18 protein-coding genes are annotated in these 18,575 nt (G+C 58.5%); 2 read left to right on the plus strand and 16 right to left on the minus strand.

What is annotated here, in order from left to right; all coding sequences use genetic code 11:
- Positions 1–22: 22 nt before the first annotated feature.
- From O3A94_02095 to O3A94_02130, 8 genes are all read right to left on the minus strand, one after another.
- Positions 23–358, minus strand: coding sequence for a hypothetical protein (locus tag O3A94_02095; protein ID MDA1355042.1), 336 nt, complete (start codon positions 356–358; stop codon positions 23–25).
- A 187-nt stretch (positions 359–545) separates the two neighbouring features.
- A complete protein-coding gene (locus tag O3A94_02100; protein ID MDA1355043.1) occupies positions 546–1,502 on the minus strand; it encodes a nucleoside hydrolase in 957 nt (318 codons plus the stop codon).
- 117 nt (positions 1,503–1,619) lie between these two features.
- Positions 1,620–2,414, minus strand: a complete 795-nt coding sequence (locus O3A94_02105) for a DUF2182 domain-containing protein (protein ID MDA1355044.1) — start codon at positions 2,412–2,414, stop codon at positions 1,620–1,622.
- A 31-nt stretch (positions 2,415–2,445) separates the two neighbouring features.
- The gene (locus O3A94_02110; protein MDA1355045.1) at positions 2,446–3,114 is read right to left on the minus strand and encodes a DUF1326 domain-containing protein; all 669 of its coding nucleotides are present in this window, start codon (positions 3,112–3,114) and stop codon (positions 2,446–2,448) included.
- A complete protein-coding gene (locus O3A94_02115) occupies positions 3,111–3,734 on the minus strand; it encodes a DUF1326 domain-containing protein (GenBank protein MDA1355046.1) in 624 nt (207 codons plus the stop codon). The genes O3A94_02110 and O3A94_02115 overlap by 4 nt, the downstream gene beginning before the upstream one ends.
- 60 nt (positions 3,735–3,794) lie before the next feature.
- Positions 3,795–4,217, minus strand: a complete 423-nt coding sequence (locus O3A94_02120; GenBank protein ID MDA1355047.1) for a DUF1489 domain-containing protein — start codon at positions 4,215–4,217, stop codon at positions 3,795–3,797.
- Positions 4,218–4,251: 34 nt separating this feature from the next.
- Positions 4,252–5,037 carry an enoyl-CoA hydratase/isomerase family protein gene (locus tag O3A94_02125; protein MDA1355048.1) on the minus strand — a complete coding sequence of 262 codons (786 nt, stop codon included), beginning with the start codon at positions 5,035–5,037 and terminating at the stop codon, positions 4,252–4,254.
- Positions 5,038–5,041: 4 nt separating this feature from the next.
- Positions 5,042–6,649 carry a methylcrotonoyl-CoA carboxylase gene (locus O3A94_02130; GenBank protein ID MDA1355049.1) on the minus strand — a complete coding sequence of 536 codons (1,608 nt, stop codon included), beginning with the start codon at positions 6,647–6,649 and terminating at the stop codon, positions 5,042–5,044.
- 106 nt (positions 6,650–6,755) lie between these two features.
- Between O3A94_02130 and O3A94_02135 the strand changes: the two genes are divergently transcribed.
- Positions 6,756–7,721: a threonine dehydratase gene (locus O3A94_02135; protein ID MDA1355050.1), complete on the plus strand. Its 966-nt coding sequence runs from the start codon at positions 6,756–6,758 to the stop codon at positions 7,719–7,721.
- Positions 7,722–7,727: 6 nt separating this feature from the next.
- A complete protein-coding gene (locus O3A94_02140; GenBank protein ID MDA1355051.1) occupies positions 7,728–8,645 on the plus strand; it encodes a phytanoyl-CoA dioxygenase family protein in 918 nt (305 codons plus the stop codon).
- Positions 8,646–8,658: 13 nt separating this feature from the next.
- Here O3A94_02140 and O3A94_02145 read toward each other — a convergent pair whose 3' ends face one another.
- The 8 genes from O3A94_02145 to O3A94_02180 all read right to left on the minus strand — a co-directional run bounded on the left by O3A94_02145 (position 8,659) and on the right by O3A94_02180 (position 18,574).
- Positions 8,659–9,261, minus strand: coding sequence for a 2-hydroxychromene-2-carboxylate isomerase (locus tag O3A94_02145; protein MDA1355052.1), 603 nt, complete (start codon positions 9,259–9,261; stop codon positions 8,659–8,661).
- A gap of 25 nt (positions 9,262–9,286) precedes the next feature.
- Positions 9,287–10,441 (minus strand): acyl-CoA dehydrogenase family protein, encoded by a 1,155-nt coding sequence (locus tag O3A94_02150; protein MDA1355053.1) that lies wholly within the window; start codon positions 10,439–10,441, stop codon positions 9,287–9,289.
- A 14-nt stretch (positions 10,442–10,455) separates the two neighbouring features.
- Positions 10,456–11,058 (minus strand): urea carboxylase-associated family protein, encoded by a 603-nt coding sequence (locus O3A94_02155; GenBank protein ID MDA1355054.1) that lies wholly within the window; start codon positions 11,056–11,058, stop codon positions 10,456–10,458.
- Positions 11,058–12,245 carry an acetyl-CoA C-acyltransferase gene (locus O3A94_02160; GenBank protein MDA1355055.1) on the minus strand — a complete coding sequence of 396 codons (1,188 nt, stop codon included), beginning with the start codon at positions 12,243–12,245 and terminating at the stop codon, positions 11,058–11,060. The genes O3A94_02155 and O3A94_02160 overlap by 1 nt, the downstream gene beginning before the upstream one ends.
- 132 nt (positions 12,246–12,377) lie before the next feature.
- Positions 12,378–13,550, minus strand: a complete 1,173-nt coding sequence (locus O3A94_02165) for an isovaleryl-CoA dehydrogenase (GenBank protein MDA1355056.1) — start codon at positions 13,548–13,550, stop codon at positions 12,378–12,380.
- Positions 13,551–13,589: 39 nt separating this feature from the next.
- Positions 13,590–14,990, minus strand: coding sequence for a magnesium transporter (gene mgtE, locus O3A94_02170; protein ID MDA1355057.1), 1,401 nt, complete (start codon positions 14,988–14,990; stop codon positions 13,590–13,592).
- 6 nt (positions 14,991–14,996) lie between these two features.
- Entirely contained in the window at positions 14,997–17,306 is a 2,310-nt protein-coding gene (locus O3A94_02175; protein MDA1355058.1) for an NADP-dependent malic enzyme, read from the minus strand.
- An 89-nt stretch (positions 17,307–17,395) separates the two neighbouring features.
- Entirely contained in the window at positions 17,396–18,574 is a 1,179-nt protein-coding gene (locus O3A94_02180; GenBank protein ID MDA1355059.1) for an NADP-dependent malic enzyme, read from the minus strand.
- Position 18,575: the final 1 nt, after the last annotated feature.

The following is an 18,575-nucleotide window of genomic DNA, read 5'->3' on the forward strand; positions in this document are numbered from 1 at the left end:
CACGAACGGCGCGCGAAACAGTTTACTCGCGGAAGAAATCTAGAAAGGAGCGTTTTTGTGGCTTCGCTATCTTCTTTTTCACCGCGTTTCTCGGCGCTGATTCGATTTTCTTAGGCTCCTGCAACATCGGGCCGCTGGCATCGCCATTGCTGTTGGGCAGGCTAAAAACAGTTGTCTCCCGATAAAGCTTGGCAGCCTGATCAAACGCCTCTCGTACCACTTTCACCGATTGGAAGTGGCGGGAATCAAACAGACCCCTAGCTTCTGCGACGGCTTCATCTTCGTTGCGGCAACGCTGCTCGATCATCCAGCGGCCATCTTTGAGGGTCTGGATTTCAAAGACATTTGGGTTTTCCATGTATACCGATCCTTTGGAGGCCCGGTCGGATGAGGACCGAGGGCGTATTTATTCACCTTTCCCGCTGCTCAGAAGACGATTGCCCGCCAGTAAGAGCGCTGCCGGACAATCACGCTTCATCGCGCTATTGGCGATAATGCCGCTTAGTGGTTAAGAAAGAGTTTCTTTGCCGCATCAATTCAGCGAGTTAGCCAGCTTTAGGCAAGCGCGCCAAGCGTTCCCCGAGCAGCGCAAAAAATCCATCCGCATCGATTTTCTCCAGAACATTCGCGTTCGCTGCCCGGCCGCTTCGGGCATGCTGGTCGCACACGGTGCGCCCGATCGTCAGCGGGCTGGAGATTTCAATATCGACCCGCATCTCCTGGCCTGTGAACAAGTCGGGCCGAAGGATATAGGCGATGACGCAGGGATCGTGCAGCGGCGCCCCCTCGCCAAATGTTTCAATATATTGTGCGCTGTAAAAATCTAGCATGCCGGCAACGCAGATCGCCGCCGGATTGTTGATCGCGCGGATCGCTTTGAGGCGCTCTGGTGTCGCGCGCGCCTGATGGGTGACATCAAGGCCGATCATCGTCAATTTTATACCCGCCTCAAAAACGATATGCGCCGCATGCGGGTCCGAGTAAATGTTGAACTCAGCGGCCGGTGAGATATTGCCGAGCGACAGCGCGCCCCCCATCAAGATCAGCTCGCTGATGTTCTCGATGATGTCCGGCGCCATCACGATGGCCATGGCGATATTCGTGAGTGGCCCGAGCGTCGCCACGGTAATCGGATTGTCGGCGTGGCGCAGCGTATCGATCAGCCAATCGACGGCATGCGCTGCTTCCACCGGGCGGCTCGGATCGGGCAGACCGGCGCCGTCGATTCCGCTCTTGCCATGCACATATTCGGCCGTCTCCAAGATCTTCACCATCGGCCGTGGGCAACCGGCGAAGACCGGTATTTGAGGCCGGCCTGAAACGTCACGAATGCGCCGAGCATTGGCTTCGGTCAGGACCAAAGGGACGTTTCCGGCAACGGCGCAAATGCCGAGCAAATCCAGTTCCTCCGGTGAAGCCATCGCCAGCATAAGGGCGATGGCGTCGTCCTGACCGGGATCGCAATCGATAATAAGCGGTAGCGCCTTGATGGTATTGCTCACGGTATGTCCTCGCAGATGCGCTGGCCGGAACTGCCGCAGACAATGTGACGGATGAGGTCGAAAATTTCACCCTTCATTTGTGCGTGGCCGCTAAGCTGGACGGCGGCGCTTCGTGGATTAGGCCATAAGATATCCGCCCGCCGCCATCATCGCTAGGCCGGTAGCACGCGCCACCCAGGGGCCATGCGGAAAAATTTTCTCGACCGCCACGAATATTGCGATAACGGCGACCCATATCAAATTCATCACGCCGCCGACGAATAGCAGCGCCATAACCGACCAGCAGCAACCGAGGCAAAAGGCGCCGTGGCCCAAACCCATGCGGAATGCGCCTGCAGTTCCGGGGCGCCAATGGTGCATGACAAATCCTAGGGGCGAGCGGCAATGTTTGAGACACGCCTGCTTTAAAGGCGTCCACTGATATATTCCTGCGGCGATGAACAATGCGCCGCCAAGGTACTTGCTGGTGCTCACCATCCCCGGCGATAGCAGTGCGGCATTTTGCAGGCCCCACTGCGCTGCCGTGGCAATCAGGCTGAACAAAATCCACACGACAAGATAGCCAGCGGCAAATATAGCAGTCGGAATATAGGCATTTCCTTTGTCACGCTGCTTGGCGTTGACGCGGGCGAAGATCAGTAGCATCGGCGCCGCGCTGGGCAACATCATAGCCACCATCATGATCGCCCACATGACGAACATCAGGAGACCATCGGCCACGGTCCACGGCTTCATTTTAACGGCGATATCGCCGATATCGCCCATGCCGCTCATGGCCATTCCCGCGCTATCGGTCGCCATACCGCCCATGGCGAGCGCCAAATGGATCAGATAGGCCCAAGCGAGCGATATCAGCACAAAGAGGCTGGCGAGGACGACCAATCGGTCGCGTTTCAGGACATCTACGAGCATATTGTCGGCTGACGCGTCTTCTTGGCCTTGTCTAGGTTACGGGCCCCTCAGGCGTCATGTGGATCATGGCGAACTGGCCGTAGCTATCAGTAAAATCGAGCGCGATGGCCGTGCTCGATTTTGTGGTGCCGCTGCCCATTTCGGCCTCGGTAAACTCGAAGCCTCCCGGCATGACAATCTGGGCGCGGTGCTCGTCGCCAGTGACTGGATTGCGAATCGGCGTGCCGTTCGATTGCACCAGACCCGGCACGTGCACCCGCGCCGTTCGCGCCGCAACATCGATTTCAAAATCGATCACCTCGAACAGCGGTTCGTGGGTGGTGTCGATGACGCTGGCGAAAACATTGAACACCGTGGCGCCTGGCTCGCTGTGGTCACCGGTCTGAAGGGCCACAATTGCGTCGCGCTGCGCCGCGTCGGCGCGCACATCAATAATATTCTGCTTTTCGCCGCCGCCCTCATGCACCGCTCCCGGCCAAGCATAAAGGGTTATCCAATTGAGGCCGTCCAATCGCACATCGCCGAAATAGCCCTCGTAGATATGCATCACTGCCATGCCCCGGCAATCGCCATATGTCGGCAGGGAGTTAAACTGGCACGGGCAGCCCCAGGCGCAATTGCAGCTGCCAAATTCCGGACCTTTGATGCGCCAATCCGTGTAGTCCTTGGCGCCGTTGCTTTGTCTTGTTTTCTGCGTCATGCCGCGGCCCATTCAAATGGTGCGAAATGGCCATTGTGCCCGCCCTCATCGTCGTCCCAGTTGATGCCGAATGCATGCATGTGGCTCTTAGTTCCTGTTGCCAGAGCGAGCCGCTTACTCGCCGGGTGCGCGGTATTATCAATGAAGATCGGCACGTTTGGGTCATGCGCGTTTGGCGTGCCCACCGCCGCATTTTCAAACAGCGCCCCGGCCTTAACGCTGAACGACATAGCCTGTTTGTCGATCTCGATGGCGGCGCGCTCAATGCCAGCAAAATTGCCGACCAGGGCTGCGGCCAATTCCATCGGGCCGCCAACATCGCCGGAACAAATTTGCCCAACGGCATCGACCTGCGCGTCACTCGCCTTGTCGTCAATGATTAGCCCGACGGTCCAGTCGCCGTTTGCCATTGGGCCCTCGACCGAGATGGCGATGATAAAGGCGACACCGTCGAGATCGATATCGCCGAAATTCCCATCGTTAATTCGCATCACGATGGCGGCAATGCAGATGTCATGAGTCGGCTGCGCCTGCATGTTGGTATAGATGCAAGGGCAGAGATAATCGCAATTGCAGGTCTCAAAATAATCGCCGGTAATCTGCCAGCTTGTCCCAGCCATGTTGCTCCCCCATCCGTTTCGCTCTTGACTAACACCCAGCATGATCGCCCTTGGGCGATCCTACAAGAGACCGAGCGTCCGAAGTTCGGCCGCCATTTCTGCCGGCATATCGCCGAATTCTTCGATCGACGCGCCTAGATCCGGTGGCGCGCTATCGGCTTCGAAATAGCGCCAGCCCTGGTGCGGTCGGCGGCGCACCGGAACGGTCAGCACTAACTCGGGATCGAGAACGAAGGCGCATTTGCTCCCTCCTGTTTCCTCACTTTTAACGACTTGCAAATCGAGAAGTCGCTGCCGTACGCGGATGAAATTGCGCACGACCCAGTACAAGGAGCCGCCATCTAACACTTTTTCGGCGCGCCGCGGCATGAAGCGGGTGATATGGCACAATTTTCCGCTTTCGGCCAAACGGCGTTCCTGAACTGCTCGCAAATGGCCGACATTCTCTATTCCCACCGCAAGTTTGAGCAAATGAAGGGCCATCAAAGCACCCGATAGGCGCGCCGCCGCCGGCGTGTTATTGCCAACGCGGTTTCCTTTTTTCGAGAAATGCGCCCATGCCCTCCTGGGCCTCATCCGATACACGGATACGCGCTATTCGCTTCGCAAGATCGACCAATAAATCGCCTTCCAGCGAGTGCCCCCGCACGTCCTTGATTAGGGCCTTGGCCTCAGCTTGGGCAACCGGGCCACCTTGCAGAAGCAACTTCACAAATGTTTCTCCGCGCACGGTCAAGGCTTCGTCAGGCACGACTTCATGAACCAGCCCAATGCGTTCCGCATCGGTCGAACTTATGCGTTCGCCGGTGAGGAAATATCTGCGTGCGTAACTCTCGCCGATCGTGCTGATGACGAACGGGCTGATCACGGCGGGAATTAGCCCAAGCCTTACCTCGGTTAACGAAAACTGAGCGCTGCGTGCTGCAATGGCGATATCGCAGGCACAGATCAAGCCGACACCACCCGCATACGCCGGGCCTTGAACTAACGCGACAGTGGGTTGTGGAAGTGTATCTAAAACTAGAAGAAGTTCAGCCAAAGCACTGGCATCTTGTAAATTATCTGCTTCGGAAAACTCCGATGTTCGCTTCATCCATTTGAGATCTGCGCCGGCGCAGAAGGTCTGGCCGCGGCCCGTTAACAGCACCACTCGGACATCTCTGTCATCGCCCAAGGTCCGTAATTCACGCGTCAGGCGCTCGATCGTCTCTTCGTCGATCGCGTTGTGCACTTCGGGCCGATTGAGCGTGACCGTGGCCACACCCTTGGAGTCTATGGTGACAAGCACACTTCCTTCGGGCATTTGATTACATCCTGAATATGCCAAATGTTGACTGCTCCACCGGTGCATTCGCCGCCGCCGCGAGTCCGCGGGCGAGAACGGCTCTGGTATCCACCGGGTCGATTACGCCATCGTCCCACAAGCGGGCCGAGGAATAATAAGGTTGTCCTTGGGTATTATATTGCTCGAGGAGCGGCGCCTTGAACTCGGCCTCTTCCTCTTCGGGCCAAATGCCGCCGTCTTCTTCGATGCGGTCGCGCCGGATGCGCGCCAGGACGCTTGCCGCCTGCTCACCACCCATTACGGAAATCCTCGCATTGGGCCACATCCACAGGAAGCGCGGATCATAGGCGCGCCCACACATGCCGTAATTGCCGGCGCCGAAGCTGCCTCCGATGATCACTGTGAATTTCGGCACCGCGGCACAGGCAACAGCCATCACCAGCTTGGCGCCGTCCTTGGCGATGCCACCCTGTTCATAGCGCTTGCCGACCATAAAGCCGACGATGTTCTGCAGGAATATCAGCGGTATGCCGCGCTGGCAGCAGAGTTCGATAAAATGCGTACCCTTCAGCGCCGATTCCGAAAATAGGATGCCGTTATTGCCGAGGATTCCAACCAAGCGCCCTTCTATCCGAGCAAATCCGGTCACCAGAGTCTTCCCGTAACGGGACTTAAATTCGTCGAATTCGCTGCCGTCGACGATGCGCGCAATGACTTCGCGGACGTTAAACATTCGGCGGAGAGACGTCGGGACGATGCCGTAAATTTCTTTGGCGTCATGCATCGGCGCAACCGGCGGAACCTTATCCTGCGCGCGATTATTGACGCCGTTCAAGCGAGCTACGATGCCGCGCGTGCGTTCCAACGCTGCTAGATCGTTGTCCGCCATGTGATCGGCGACGCCGGAGATTCGCGTGTGCACGTCAGCGCCACCAAGATCTTCCGAGGTCACGACTTCTCCGGTTGCGGCCTTTACCAGCGGCGGTCCGCCGAGAAAGATCGTGCCCTGTTCTTTGACGATGATGGTTTCGTCCGACATCGCCGGCACATAAGCGCCGCCGGCGGTACACGAACCCATGACGACCGCGATTTGCGAAATGCCGTCAGCCGACATCCGTGCCTGATTGAAGAAAATCCGCCCGAAATGGTCGCGGTCGGGAAATACTTCGTCTTGGTGCGGCAAATTAGCGCCGCCGGAATCCACCAAATAAATGCAGGGCAGCCGGTTTTTCGCGGCGATTTCCTGGGCGCGCAGGTGCTTTTTTACGGTGATCGGAAAGTAGGTGCCGCCTTTTACCGTCGCGTCATTGACGATCAGCATGCAGTCGCGCCCCGAAATGCAGCCAATGCCGGTGATAATGCCGGCCGCCGGCACATCGCCGCCATAGAGGCCATACGCCGCCAAGTGTGAAAATTCGAGAAACTCCGTGCCCGGGTCAATAAGCGCCTGAATGCGTGCGCGCGGCAGCATTTTCCCGCGCTCTTCGTGGCGCGCCCGAGCTTTTTCTCCACCGCCGCCCCGGATTTCAGCGAGAGTGGCGTTGAGATCATCCACGAGCGATTGCATTGCGCCGGCATTCTCCGCGAATTCCGGTGAGCCGGTATCGACTTTGCTCGGCAACTGCGCCATGCAGGGACTCCTTCTGAACTCCAAGATTACCCGCCTGCGCACGCGAATGAAACATGATCGTCGCGCTGTTTCTGCTGGCTGAGCTATAGTGCGTACCGGAGGCAATATGAGATTACCTGAAATTGGCGAGCTTCAAGCGGCGGGCGAGCTGGTCCACCGAACGCTGACGCCAACGGCGCAAATATGCTGGCCTCTCCTCAGCCGCCGGGTTGGCGCGGAAGTGTGGGTCAAGCACGAGAATCACACACCGATCGGCGCCTTCAAGGTGCGCGGCGGATTGGTCTATTTGGACACCCTAAAGCGCCAGGGCGCCACCCGCCGAGTACTCGCAGCAACACGCGGCAATCACGGTCAAAGCATCGCCTTTGCCGCGGCGCGTGTTGGGCTCGCCGCCACCATCGTCGTGCCACACGGCAACTCACCCGGCAAGAACAAGGCAATGCAAGCTTTTGGTGCGGAATTGATCGAGCATGGCCGTGATTTTCAGGAAGCGCTGGAACACGCGATGACCCTCGCAGGCGAAGATGGTGTGACACTCGTCCCCTCCTTCGACATGTCTCTTGTGAAGGGCGTGGCCAGCTACGCTCTAGAGCTGCTCTACATGGTTCCCGACCTGCATACGGTCTATGTGCCGATTGGCCTCGGTTCCGGTATTTGCGGCGTCATATCGGCACGCGACGCACTCGGCCTGAAAACAAAAATCGTCGGCGTGGTAAGCGAAAACGCCGCCGCCTATGCGCTTTCCTTTGAGGCCGGCGAACTCATTAGCACCAACAGCGCTGATACCCTCGCGGATGGTATGGCCTGTCGCGTGCCGGTCGCGGAGGCTTTGGAGATCATCCGCGCTGGCGCGGAGCGCATCGTTAAAGTGAGCGATGACGAAGTCCTCAACGCCATGGCGCATTATCTAACCGACACTCACAATCTTGCCGAAGGCGCCGGCGCTGCACCGCTCGCCGCGGTGCTCCAGGAAAAAGAGCAGATGGCCGGCAAAAAAGTTGGTCTCATCCTATCCGGCGGCAATGCCGATCCGGATTTGATTCAAAGGGTTCTGCAACATACGACAAATTGATCGCGCATGACTGGAGCATCGGCAGCCGAATTTACCGCCGACGGTCGCCGGGTGCCGGCCCAGTTGATCGGCGAGCTCATCGATTCAAGCGATATGCTGGCAGATCCGGAGGCGCTTCGCGCCAGTTTGCTAGAGAACGGATATCTGCTCCTGCGCGGCGCGATCGAACCAGCAGCGGCATTAGCAGCGCGCCGAGAGGTTTTGCAGCGATTGGCGGCGGCCGGCGAGATTGATCTGCCAGGGGAGACGTTCAGCGGCAATAGCCAACGTCCGACCAGCGAACCGCAAGCAGGCGAATTTCTGCAATCGGTTTGCGAGGGCCCCCGCCTGCGTGAGGCAATCGGAAACCCGAACCTGGCTGATATCATATCCACCGTTTTCGGTGAACCGGCGCGCGGCCAAGATTATGTTTTCCTCCGCGTCGCCGTCGCCGGTCGCGGTACCGCTACCCATTGCGATTTCCCTTTCTTCACCCGAGCGACCGAGCGCGTGCTGACCTGTTGGCTCGGCTTGAGCGATTTGTCGTTTGAGCAAGGCGGGCTTTATGTCGTTGAAGGCTCGCATCTCTGGGCGGATCATGTCGCGGCGATGCGTGGGTTCGATCTCGAACGCGCCAAAGGCGAACGGCGCGCGACGCTCACTGACGATATCGTTAAGTTCGCCGAGGCGCGTCGCACGCGCTTGCTCACGACGCGGTTTGGCGTCGGCGATATATTATTGTTCAGCATGTATTTGATACACGGCGCCTTCGACAATCGCGCGCCATCGAAGCCGGTCCGCGTGTCGTGCGATGTGCGCTGGCAACCCATTTCCGAGCCGTTCGACCCGCGCTATATGGCGCCGGGCTTAAGCGGCACCTTCGGTGGCGGCTACGGCGAGCTCAACGCCGCCAAGCCGCTAACCGAAGACTGGCACAAGCGCTAGCCGGCACGCGCGCCTACCAGCCGCCAGTCTCGAGCCATCTGTCGAGATGGTCCATGCGATCGCAGCCCCAAAATTGCTGGTCGCCATAGATGAAGAACGGCGCGCCAAAGACGCCCTTGTCGAGTGCCGCTTCGACTGCGCTACGGAGCCGCGCTTTGACGTCGCCATCTTGCAAGGCGGCAGTGACGGCGTCTTTGTCGATGCCGAGCGATATGGCAGTTTCAACCACGATGTCGGCCTCACCGAGATTGCGGTTGTCGACGAAATAGCCGCGGTAGAGTGCTTGCGCCAATTGTTTGGCCCGCGCCGGGTCGGAAGCTTCAAGCCAGTAATAAGCGCGGCAGGCGGCCAAGCTGTTGACCGGAAAAGGGTCGGGAATATTGAAGGGGATACCGTAGAGACGCGCCGAGCGCGCCAGGTCGTGGCGCGAATAGGGTCCTTTGACGGGCTGCGAAATCAACGGGCTGGTGCCGAGCTGTTTGAACACCGCGCCCATCAGGTAGGGCCGCCAAATGACTTCACAATTGTGCTTCGCGGCGAGCGCGTCGATACGTTCTGAGCCGAGATAGGCGTAAGGCGAGGAAAAGTCGAAATAGAAATCGATGGCTTGCGGCATCTCTCTTGATCTCCCGTTCTCTGAATTACTCCGCCGCGATGGCGCGCCCGATGACGATGCGCTGCACGTCGCTGGTGCCTTCGTAAATCTGACACACCTTGACGTCGCGCCAGTAGCGTTCGACCGGGAAGTCATTGAGGTAGCCATAGCCGCCTAACGTCTGGATGGCGTTTGAGCACACCCGCTCGGCCATTTCTGAGGCATAGAGCTTTGCCATGCTCGCTTCTTTGATGCACGGCAGGCCGGCATCACTCAGGCGCGCCGCATGATGCGTCAACAGCCGCGCTGCTTCGATCTCGGTCGCCATGTCGGCGAGGCGGAAACTCACCGCCTGATGTTCGATGATCGGCTTGCCGAAGGTCTCGCGTTCCTTGGCATAGGCGAGCGCCGCTTCATAAGCCGCGCGCGCGGCACCCAATGCCTGCGACGCGATGGCAATACGCCCGCTTTCAAGATTCGACAGCGCGATGCGATAGCCCTGCCCTGGCTCGCCCAGCATCAAATCCGGCGTCAGGCGGATATCCTCGAAAACCAACTGGGCAGTGTCATGCGCCCTCTGGCCGAGCTTTTCCTCAACCTTGAGCACCGTAAAGCCCGGCATATCGGTCGGCACAACAAAACAGCTCAACCCCTTTTTGCCGGCGTCCGGGTCGGTCACGGCGATGATCAAAGCCACATCTGCCTTAGCGCCATTGGTGATGAATTGCTTGGAGCCGTTGAGAATAAAGGAATTTCCGTCCAGCACCGCGCGCGTGCGCAGGGCCGAAGCATCCGAGCCGGTATGTGGCTCGGTGAGGCCGAACGCGCCCAGCATATCGCCCTGTGCGAGAGGCTTTAAAAACCGGTCTTTCTGGTCCTCAGAGCCAAAGCCGGCCAACCCGGAGCAAACAAGCGAATTGTTGACGCTCATCGCCGAGGCAGTGCCGACATCGCCGGCGGAGATTTCCTCCATCGCCAACGCATAGGAAAGATGACCAGCCTCTGCGCCGCCATATTCTTCCGGCACCAGCATGCCCATCAGACCGAGCGCACCCATGCGCTTGTACATATCTTTCGGAAAGCCGCCGTTCCGGTCCCACTCGGCGGCATGAGGCGCCAACTCGCGAGCGGCGAAATCGCGCGCCATGTCGCGAATCATGCCTTGTTCTTCGGTCAGAAATAGGCGGCCGTCTGCTGGCATTGCGGGCTCTCCAATCAGGATAGAATTTCGAAGTGACAATCCTTCGGCACGCAGTCTGTGCCGTTGATCGGGATCATGTCCTGCGGGCAACAGGAGAACACCACCATGACGTCGCGCTCAGCGCGCAGCACAACGTGATCTCCCGGGCGGCTTACCGGCGGCTCGAAACTGACCGATCCGTCCGCCGCAACGGGGATGTTCATCCACATATTCCACGGCGCCGGGGTCTCCGGTGGCACCATGCCCAATTCGCCGAGCGCCGCGGCGAGATTGTCGGTGCAGCTATCGTGATGGCCTTTGCAACCAAGTTTTTCATAGCGGTAGCGGTCGCAGGCAGCGATCAGCGTGTCATGAATGCCGGGCGAGCTATCCTCAACAAGAGTCAGGATAGGCTCGCGTCGGTTGCTCACCATGGTGTCGCCAACATGAGGGAAAATGCCGCCGATGGCGGTACGGCTATGTTCCATGGACATGAATTCGCTCAAATCGGAAACACTGAAGGCCCAGGTGTCGACCACTTGGGAGCCATGCGTATTGATCAACTTGATGCTTTGCCCAGTGTCCAGCCGCACGGCTTTGCCGAGGCGTGCCGGTATCGTGACCCGAGTCGCGCTCATTAGTGCACGCGCTCGACGGCGATGGCGGTCGCTTCGCCGCCGCCGATGCAGAGCGCGGCGAGCCCTTTATCCTCGCCATATTTCTCCATCGCCGCCAACAGGGTGACGATCAGGCGCGCGCCCGAGGCGCCAATCGGGTGACCGAGGGCACAGGCGCCGCCATGCACGTTGACTTTGTCATGCGGGATGTCGCAATCGCGCATCGCCGCCATGGTGACGACGGCAAACGCCTCGTTGATTTCGAACAGCCCGACGTCGTCCTTCTGCCAGCCCACTTTATCCAAAAGGTTGGCTATCGCCGGCCCCGGCGCCGTGGTGAACCAGGCCGGCTCATGCGCATGGGTGGCGTGGCCGCGAATAATGCCAAGCGGAGTCAGGCCGCGCTTCTCGGCCTCGGAGCGGCGCATCAAAACAAGCGCCGCGGCACCATCGGAAATTGAACTCGAATTGGCCGCCGTCACCGAGCCGTCCTTGGCAAAGGCCGGGCGAAGTTGCGGGATTTTCTCGAGATTGGCCTTGGGCGGCTGCTCGTCCTGTGTGATCTCTGTCTCGCCTTTGCGTGACTTGACGGTTACCGGCGCGACTTCGCTGTCGAACGAGCCATCTTCGATGGCGGTGCGGGCTCGTTTGAGCGAGGTAATCGCGAACTCGTCCTGCTGCTCGCGGGTGAATTGGTATTTTTGCGCCGTCGCTTCAGCAAACACGCCCATCAAGGTGCCTTTGTCATAGGCGTCTTCAAGACCGTCCAAGAACATATGGTCTTTCACCTCGCCGTGCCCCATGCGATAGCCCTGGCGCGCACGGTCGAGCAGATAGGGCGCCTGGCTCATATTCTCCATGCCGCCCGCCACCATGATGTTGTTGGCGCCGGCGGTAATCAGGTCATGCGCGAGCATCGCTGCTTTCATGCCCGAGCCGCACATCTTGTTGATCGTGGTGCAGCCGACAGACTGCGGGATGCCACCGCCGATGGAGGCTTGCCGGGCCGGCGCCTGGCCCTGCCCGGCTGAAAGAATGTTTCCCATGATGACCTCATCGACATCGCTGCCGGCGAGCCCGGCGCGCGCCAATGCCGCTCGGATTGCAACAGCGCCCAATTCTGACGCCGTGACATTCTGCAAATCGCCCTGAAATCCGCCCATGGGTGTGCGCGCCATGCCGACAATAACGATGGGATCGTCATTCATTTTGAAATCCTCTCTATTGCAGACCGCCTACCGGTCCATTTGGGCATATTCTATTATTTTGCAATTGCGAAATCCAGGTGAGCTTAGGTGTGCAATCGCAATAAATTAATTTATCTGTGCAATTGCAGCGAGTTAGATTGTGTCATTAAACAATTCTCTGCCGATCAACATGCGACGAATTTCGCTAGTACCGGCGCCTATTTCGTAAAGCTTGGCATCCCGTAGCAGACGGCCGGTGGGCGATTCGTTGATATAGCCGGTGCCGCCCAGCGCCTGTATCGCCTCAAGCGCCATCCAAGTCGCCTTCTCCGCAGCATAGAGAATAGCGCCGGCAGCATCCTTGCGACTTGTCTCGCCGCGGTCGCACGCCCGTGCCACGGTATACACATAGGCCCGGGCCGCATTCATGGTGGTATACATGTCGGCGAGTTTGCCCTGCATCAATTGAAATTCGCCGATCGGCTTGCCGAATTGCTTGCGCTCATGAACATAGGGCAGCACGACATCCATACAGGCCTGCATGATGCCGAGCGGGCCCGCAGCGAGCACCGCGCGTTCATAATCCAGCCCGCTCATCAGCACGTTCACACCGTTGTTCAGCCCACCAAGGATATTCTCTTCCGGCACGTCGCAATCCTCGAACACCAATTCGCAGGTGTTTGAGCCGCGCATACCGAGCTTGTCGAGTTTTTGCGCCGTCGAAAACCCGGCCATACCCTTCTCAATGAGAAACGCTGAGATACCTCGACTACCGGCCTCTGGGTCGGTTTTGGCGTAGACCACCAGGACTTCAGAATCCGGCCCATTTGTGATCCACATCTTGCTACCGTTCAGCACGTATCGGCCGTCTTTCTTTACCGCCCGCGTGCTCATGCCGACAACGTCAGATCCGGCGCCGGTCTCGCTCATGGCAAGCGCGCCGACATTCTCGCCGGAAATCAGTTTGGGCAAATATTTTTGCTTTTGCGCGTCCGTTCCGTTGCGCCGGATTTGATTGACGCAGAGATTCGAATGGGCGCCGTAGCTGAGGCCGACCGAAGCCGACGCACGGCTAATCTCCTCCATGGCGATGGTATGTTCGAGATATCCCAGGCCCGAGCCGCCAAGCTCCTCCTCCACGGTGATGCCCAATAGGCCGAGCTCGCCGAGGCGCGGCCAGAGATCGCGCGGAAACTCGTTGCTGCGGTCTATTTCCTCGGCGCGGGGGGCGATTTCCGTAGCAGAAAAGCTCTCCACCGTATCGCGGATCATGTCGGCAGTTTCACCCAGGCCAAAATTAAGCCCGGGCCACCGATTGGGGATCATGTTCGCCATCTGCTACCTCTTCTGGAATTTGCCGGATTATTAAAGCAAAAACATACCGGCCAAGCCAAGAAAGGCGAGAAAACCGATTACATCGGTAACGGTCGTCAACAGCACCCCCGCCGCCGTCGCCGGATCGATTTTGAGGCGCCACAAGACGACCGGAATGATCAGGCCGAACATGCCTGCGACCAGCATATTGATGACCATCGCGCCGCCGACCACAAAGCCAAGCACTGGATTCTTATACCAGGCGGCGGCGACCCCACCCGTCAGAACTGCGAAAACAACTCCGTTCAACAAGCCGACAATTGTTTCCTTGCCCAATACCCGTCGGATGTTGCCGATGGCCAGGTCCTTGGTGGCGATAGCGCGCACCGCGACCGTCAAGGTTTGGGTTCCGGCATTGCCGCCCATCGACGCGACGATCGGCATCAGCACGGCTAGCGCCACCATCTCGTGAATCGTGCCTTCAAACTGGTAGATCACGAAAGAAGCGAGAATGGCGGTTCCAAGATTGACCAGCAGCCAGACAAAGCGCCCGCCGGCGGTATGTAGGGCAGCGCGATAGATATCGGCTTCCGGCACACCGCTAAGGCGAAAAATATCCTCTTCGGCCTCTTCACGGGCGACATCCATCACGTCGTCGACGGTAATCACGCCGATCAAGCGGCCGCTGGCGCCGACCACCGGCGCCGAAATCAAATCATATTGATCGAACAAATAGCCGACTTCCTCCTGGTCGGTATCCGCTGAAATGATGTACAGCTCCTGTTTTGCAATATCGCGCAGCCGGACCGGACGGCGGGTGCGCAGCAGGCTATTTAGTGGCACGGTGCCGATCGGCTCCTGGCGCGGATTGACGACATAAATTTCGTAAAACTGGTCTGGCAAGTCCTCGCTTTCGCGCATGAAATCGATGGTCTGGCCGACCGTCCAAAAATCTGGAAGGCTGATGAATTCGCGCTGCATCAGTCGCCCGGCACTGTTTTCCGGGTAGTTCAGGCTTTGTTCAACGCCCAGGCGATCTACCTGATCTGACATCGCGTCCAGGACTTCACGCTGCTGCGGTGGATCGAGATCTTCGATAACGGCCACCGCGTCATCGGTATCGAGTTCGGAAATGGCCGCGGCGACGTCGCGCGTATCCAATTGGCGAATAATCGCCTCGCGGACATCGTCCTCAATGAAGGCAAACACTTCGCCGCTAACTAGGCTACCTGCCATGGCGACGAAGCGATGACGCTCTTCGCCGCGTAGGCGCTCTATCAAATCGGCGAGATCGGCGGGATGCAGCGGCGTAATCAATTCTTGCAGGCGGCCCTCATCGCCACCGTCGAGCGCATCCCTGACTGCCCGCAACAAAGCCGTTGTCAGGCCATAGAGGCCCTCATCCTTGCCAGCCTCGGGGGGCGTCTCTCGCCTGGGCGCCCCGTTTGTCATGGAAAATCAGCCTGCCTGGGCGTCAAGCGCCCGGGCGATATTATGCTCGATCGAGCGGGTCTGCGCTTCGACCACCGATACGGCAGTCATATTGAGAATGCTGCGGACGGTCGCCGAGCCGTGCAACACATGCGCCGGCGCGGAGAGGCCAAGCAGAAGCGGCCCGACGGAGATGCCGTTCGACAGCGTCTTGACCAAACTATAGGCGATGTTGGCTGAGGTCAGATCAGGCATGATCAACGTGTTGGCCTGTCCATGGAGGCGAGAATTCGGAAACATTTCGTTGCGGATATCTTCGTCGAGCGCCGTATCGCCATGCATCTCGCCTTCGACTTCAAGCGCCGGCGCGCGCTCATGCAGGATTTGCAGCGCCTTTCGCATCTTCACTGAAAGTTTGAAATCATTGCTGCCAAAATTAGATGAAGACAGCAGTGCAATTTTGGGCTCCAAGCCGAAGCGTTTCACTTGCTCCGCCGCCAATACTGAAGATTGATAGATTTCCTCCGGCGTCGGGTCCTCAGTAACATGCGTGTCGGTGATGAAATAGACACCCTTGTCGAGGATCAGGACTTGCATGGCGGCGGCGGCGATGACGCCCGGTTGCAGAGGGATCACGTCCAACACATGCATCAGTTCAGGGCGGTAGAGGCTGACCGGTCCGGAGATCATGGCGTCGGCATCGCCGAGGCGCACCATCATCGCGGCAATGACGGTGTTTTGCGAACGCAGCGTTATACGTGCGGTTTTTGGCGAGGCGCCAGCACGGCCCATCAAATCGTGATAGGAGCTGGAATAATGATCATAGTTCTCGTAGTTAGCGGGGTCGACGATCGTCACATCTGTGTCGATCCGCAGACGCAGAGACAAATCATCAATCTTTTCCTGGATTCGAAACGGGCGGCCGATCAATATCGGCCTGGCGATGCCCTCATCGATTGCTTGTTGCGCCGCGCGCAGTACACGGTCGTCCTCGCCGTTCGCATAAACGACACGCTTGCGCTCCCGTTTGGCCTGGTCAAACACGCTCTTCATCACGTAGCCGGTGCGATAAACCAGTCCCGAGAGTTTCTCCGCATAGGCGCTTAGGTTCTCGATCGGGCGTGTGGCCACGCCGCTCTTCATCGCGGCTTCGGCGACGGCGACCGGAACAGTGCTGATCAGACGCGGATCGAACGGTTTCGGAATGATGTATTCGCGGCCAAATTTAAGTGAATGGTCGCCGTAAGCGTTGGCGACAATGTCGCTCGATTCGGCTTTGGTGATATCGGCAATGGCGTGCACGCAAGCCAGCTTCATGTCCATATTTATCTCCGTCGCGCCGCAATCGAGCGCGCCACGGAAGATGAACGGAAAGCACAGAACATTATTGACCTGGTTCGGATAGTCCGAGCGCCCCGTAGCGATGATGGCGTCGGGGCGGACAGCCCGAGCATCCTCGGGCATGATCTCGGGGACAGGGTTGGCGAGCGCCAGAATAATTGGGTCGCGCGCCATGATCTTTACCATATCGGCGCTTAGCGTGCCGGGCCCAGAGAGGCCGAGAAACACATCGGCATCCTTCATCACCTCGGCAAGGTCGCGCGCCGGCGTGTTGACGGCAAAGCGCGTCTTTTCGATGTTGAGATCGTTGCGTCCGCTGTGAATAACACCCTTGCTGTCGCAAACACGAATATTCTCAAGTGCAACGCCGAGGCCGATCAGCATATCGAGACAGGCAATGGCGGCCGCGCCGCCGCCGGAACAAACGATCTTTATGTCGCCTGCGTTTTTGTTAACGATGCGCAGGCCATTCAGGGTCGCCGCAGCGACACAAATCGCAGTGCCGTGCTGGTCGTCGTGAAACACCGGAATATTCAGGCGTTCCTTTAATTTGCGTTCGATCTCAAAACATTCCGGCGCCTTGATATCTTCCAAATTGATGGCGCCGAATGTTGGTTCCAGACGGGCGACGGTATCGACGAAGGCGTCGACATCCAGTTCGTCCACTTCGATATCGAAGACATCGATATTGGCGAACTTCTTAAAGAGGACGGCTTTGCCCTCCATGACCGGCTTGGCCGCCAAAGCGCCAATTGCGCCCAGGCCAAGGACCGCCGTCCCGTTGCTGATCACGGCAACGAGGTTGCCGCGCGCCGTGTATTCAAATGCCGCTGCTGGATCGGCGGCGATCTCCTCGCAGGCATAGGCCACGCCCGGAGAATAGGCGAGCGCCAGATCACGCTGATTGGCGAGCGGCTTGGTCGCCCGAATTTCGAGCTTGCCCGGTTTTGGCGAGCGGTGAAACGCCAGCGCGGCCTCTCTCAGATCCTGCGGCATCACATACCCTTACTTGTTGTTGTGAAACCGCAGTATATCCGAGCCTGCGCAACTTGCACTCGCGCAGCGCGGCAAACGAGAAAGTAGCGTTACAACGAAGCCTTCGCTGCGGCGCGAACTTTCTTGGCGATATTGGGTGCGACGGTGCGATCGAGCGGATGCGGCAGAATCATCTCGGCTGTTGGCTCGTCGACATCCGCGGCGAGAGCGGCGGCGGCGGCGATTTTCATTTCGCCGTTGATGACCGGCGCACCGGCATCCAAGGCGCCGCGGAAAATGCCCGGGAAAACCAGCACATTATTGACCTGATTGGGAAAATCGCTGCGCCCGGTGCCGATAATGGCGGCCCCACCCTTGCGCGCCTCATCCGGCATGATTTCCGGTGTCGGGTTGGCCATCGCGAGAATGATTGAACCCTTGGCCATGTTTTTGACATCGTCCGCGCCAATCACATTGCCGCGTGAGACACCGATGAAAACGTCAGCCCCCTTGATCACTTCCTGAAGCGTACCCGAGCGATTGTTGACATTGGTGTATTCGAGCATGCCTTGCTTAGAAGAGTTGAGGTCGTCGCGATTGGCGCTGATCGCTCCCTTGGAATCGCAGATGATGACGTCCGCCACCGGCTGAATTTCACTTTTCGGGATGCCGACGCCACGAATGAGCTTGGCGATTGCGGAGCCCGCTGCGCCGGCACCGTTGATAACCACCTGAAGCTCGTTCAACTTCTTGCCGGTGACCTTCGATGAATTTATCAGGGCCGCCAGCAAGACAATGGCCGTGCCATGCTGATCATCATGAAAGACGGGAATGCCGAGATCCTGCAATGCATCCTCGATCTCGAAGCAGCGCGGTGCCGAAATATCTTCCAGATTGATGCCGCCGAAGACCGGTTCGATCAGCCGGCATGTCTCGATGATCTTTGCCGGATCCTTGGTGTTGAGGCAAATCGGCCAGGCGTCGATCTTGGCAAATTCGCGGAACAAAAGGGCTTTGCCTTCCATCACCGGAAGCGCCGCCAAGGGGCCAATGTCGCCAAGCCCGAGCACCGCCGAACCGTCGGTGACGACCGCCACGGAATTTCCTTTAATGGTGAGCTTGCGGGCCTGTTCGGGGTCCGCCGCGATAACCTCGCAAGGCCGCGCAACACCCGGTGTATAGGCAAGCGATAGATCGTCACGACTACCGATGGGGAGTTTGTTACTGACGCTAATCTTGCCACGAAGTTGTTCATGCAGAATGAGCGAGCGCTCGAAATAGTCGGTCATA

This window comes from Pseudomonadota bacterium, from assembly GCA_027624955.1.
Lineage (GTDB): Bacteria > Pseudomonadota > Alphaproteobacteria > UBA828 > UBA828 > PTKB01.

What these genes read in the sequence shown, in the direction of transcription:
- O3A94_02095 (MDA1355042.1), bottom strand. Translation starts at nt 358, where the DNA reads ATGGAAAACCCAAATGTCTTTGAAATCCAGACCCTCAAAGATGGCCGC.
- O3A94_02105 (MDA1355044.1), bottom strand. Translation starts at nt 2,414, where the DNA reads ATGCTCGTAGATGTCCTGAAACGCGACCGATTGGTCGTCCTCGCCAGC.
- O3A94_02110 (MDA1355045.1), bottom strand. Translation starts at nt 3,114, where the DNA reads ATGACGCAGAAAACAAGACAAAGCAACGGCGCCAAGGACTACACGGAT.
- O3A94_02115 (MDA1355046.1), bottom strand. Translation starts at nt 3,734, where the DNA reads ATGGCTGGGACAAGCTGGCAGATTACCGGCGATTATTTTGAGACCTGC.
- O3A94_02120 (MDA1355047.1), bottom strand. Translation starts at nt 4,217, where the DNA reads ATGGCCCTTCATTTGCTCAAACTTGCGGTGGGAATAGAGAATGTCGGC.
- O3A94_02125 (MDA1355048.1), bottom strand. Translation starts at nt 5,037, where the DNA reads ATGCCCGAAGGAAGTGTGCTTGTCACCATAGACTCCAAGGGTGTGGCC.
- O3A94_02130 (MDA1355049.1), bottom strand. Translation starts at nt 6,649, where the DNA reads ATGGCGCAGTTGCCGAGCAAAGTCGATACCGGCTCACCGGAATTCGCG.
- O3A94_02135 (MDA1355050.1), top strand. Translation starts at nt 6,756, where the DNA reads ATGAGATTACCTGAAATTGGCGAGCTTCAAGCGGCGGGCGAGCTGGTC.
- O3A94_02140 (MDA1355051.1), top strand. Translation starts at nt 7,728, where the DNA reads ATGACTGGAGCATCGGCAGCCGAATTTACCGCCGACGGTCGCCGGGTG.
- O3A94_02145 (MDA1355052.1), bottom strand. Translation starts at nt 9,261, where the DNA reads ATGCCGCAAGCCATCGATTTCTATTTCGACTTTTCCTCGCCTTACGCC.
- O3A94_02150 (MDA1355053.1), bottom strand. Translation starts at nt 10,441, where the DNA reads ATGCCAGCAGACGGCCGCCTATTTCTGACCGAAGAACAAGGCATGATT.
- O3A94_02155 (MDA1355054.1), bottom strand. Translation starts at nt 11,058, where the DNA reads ATGAGCGCGACTCGGGTCACGATACCGGCACGCCTCGGCAAAGCCGTG.
- O3A94_02160 (MDA1355055.1), bottom strand. Translation starts at nt 12,245, where the DNA reads ATGAATGACGATCCCATCGTTATTGTCGGCATGGCGCGCACACCCATG.
- O3A94_02165 (MDA1355056.1), bottom strand. Translation starts at nt 13,550, where the DNA reads ATGATCCCCAATCGGTGGCCCGGGCTTAATTTTGGCCTGGGTGAAACT.
- mgtE (MDA1355057.1), bottom strand. Translation starts at nt 14,990, where the DNA reads ATGACAAACGGGGCGCCCAGGCGAGAGACGCCCCCCGAGGCTGGCAAG.
- O3A94_02175 (MDA1355058.1), bottom strand. Translation starts at nt 17,306, where the DNA reads ATGCCGCAGGATCTGAGAGAGGCCGCGCTGGCGTTTCACCGCTCGCCA.
- O3A94_02180 (MDA1355059.1), bottom strand. Translation starts at nt 18,574, where the DNA reads ATGACCGACTATTTCGAGCGCTCGCTCATTCTGCATGAACAACTTCGT.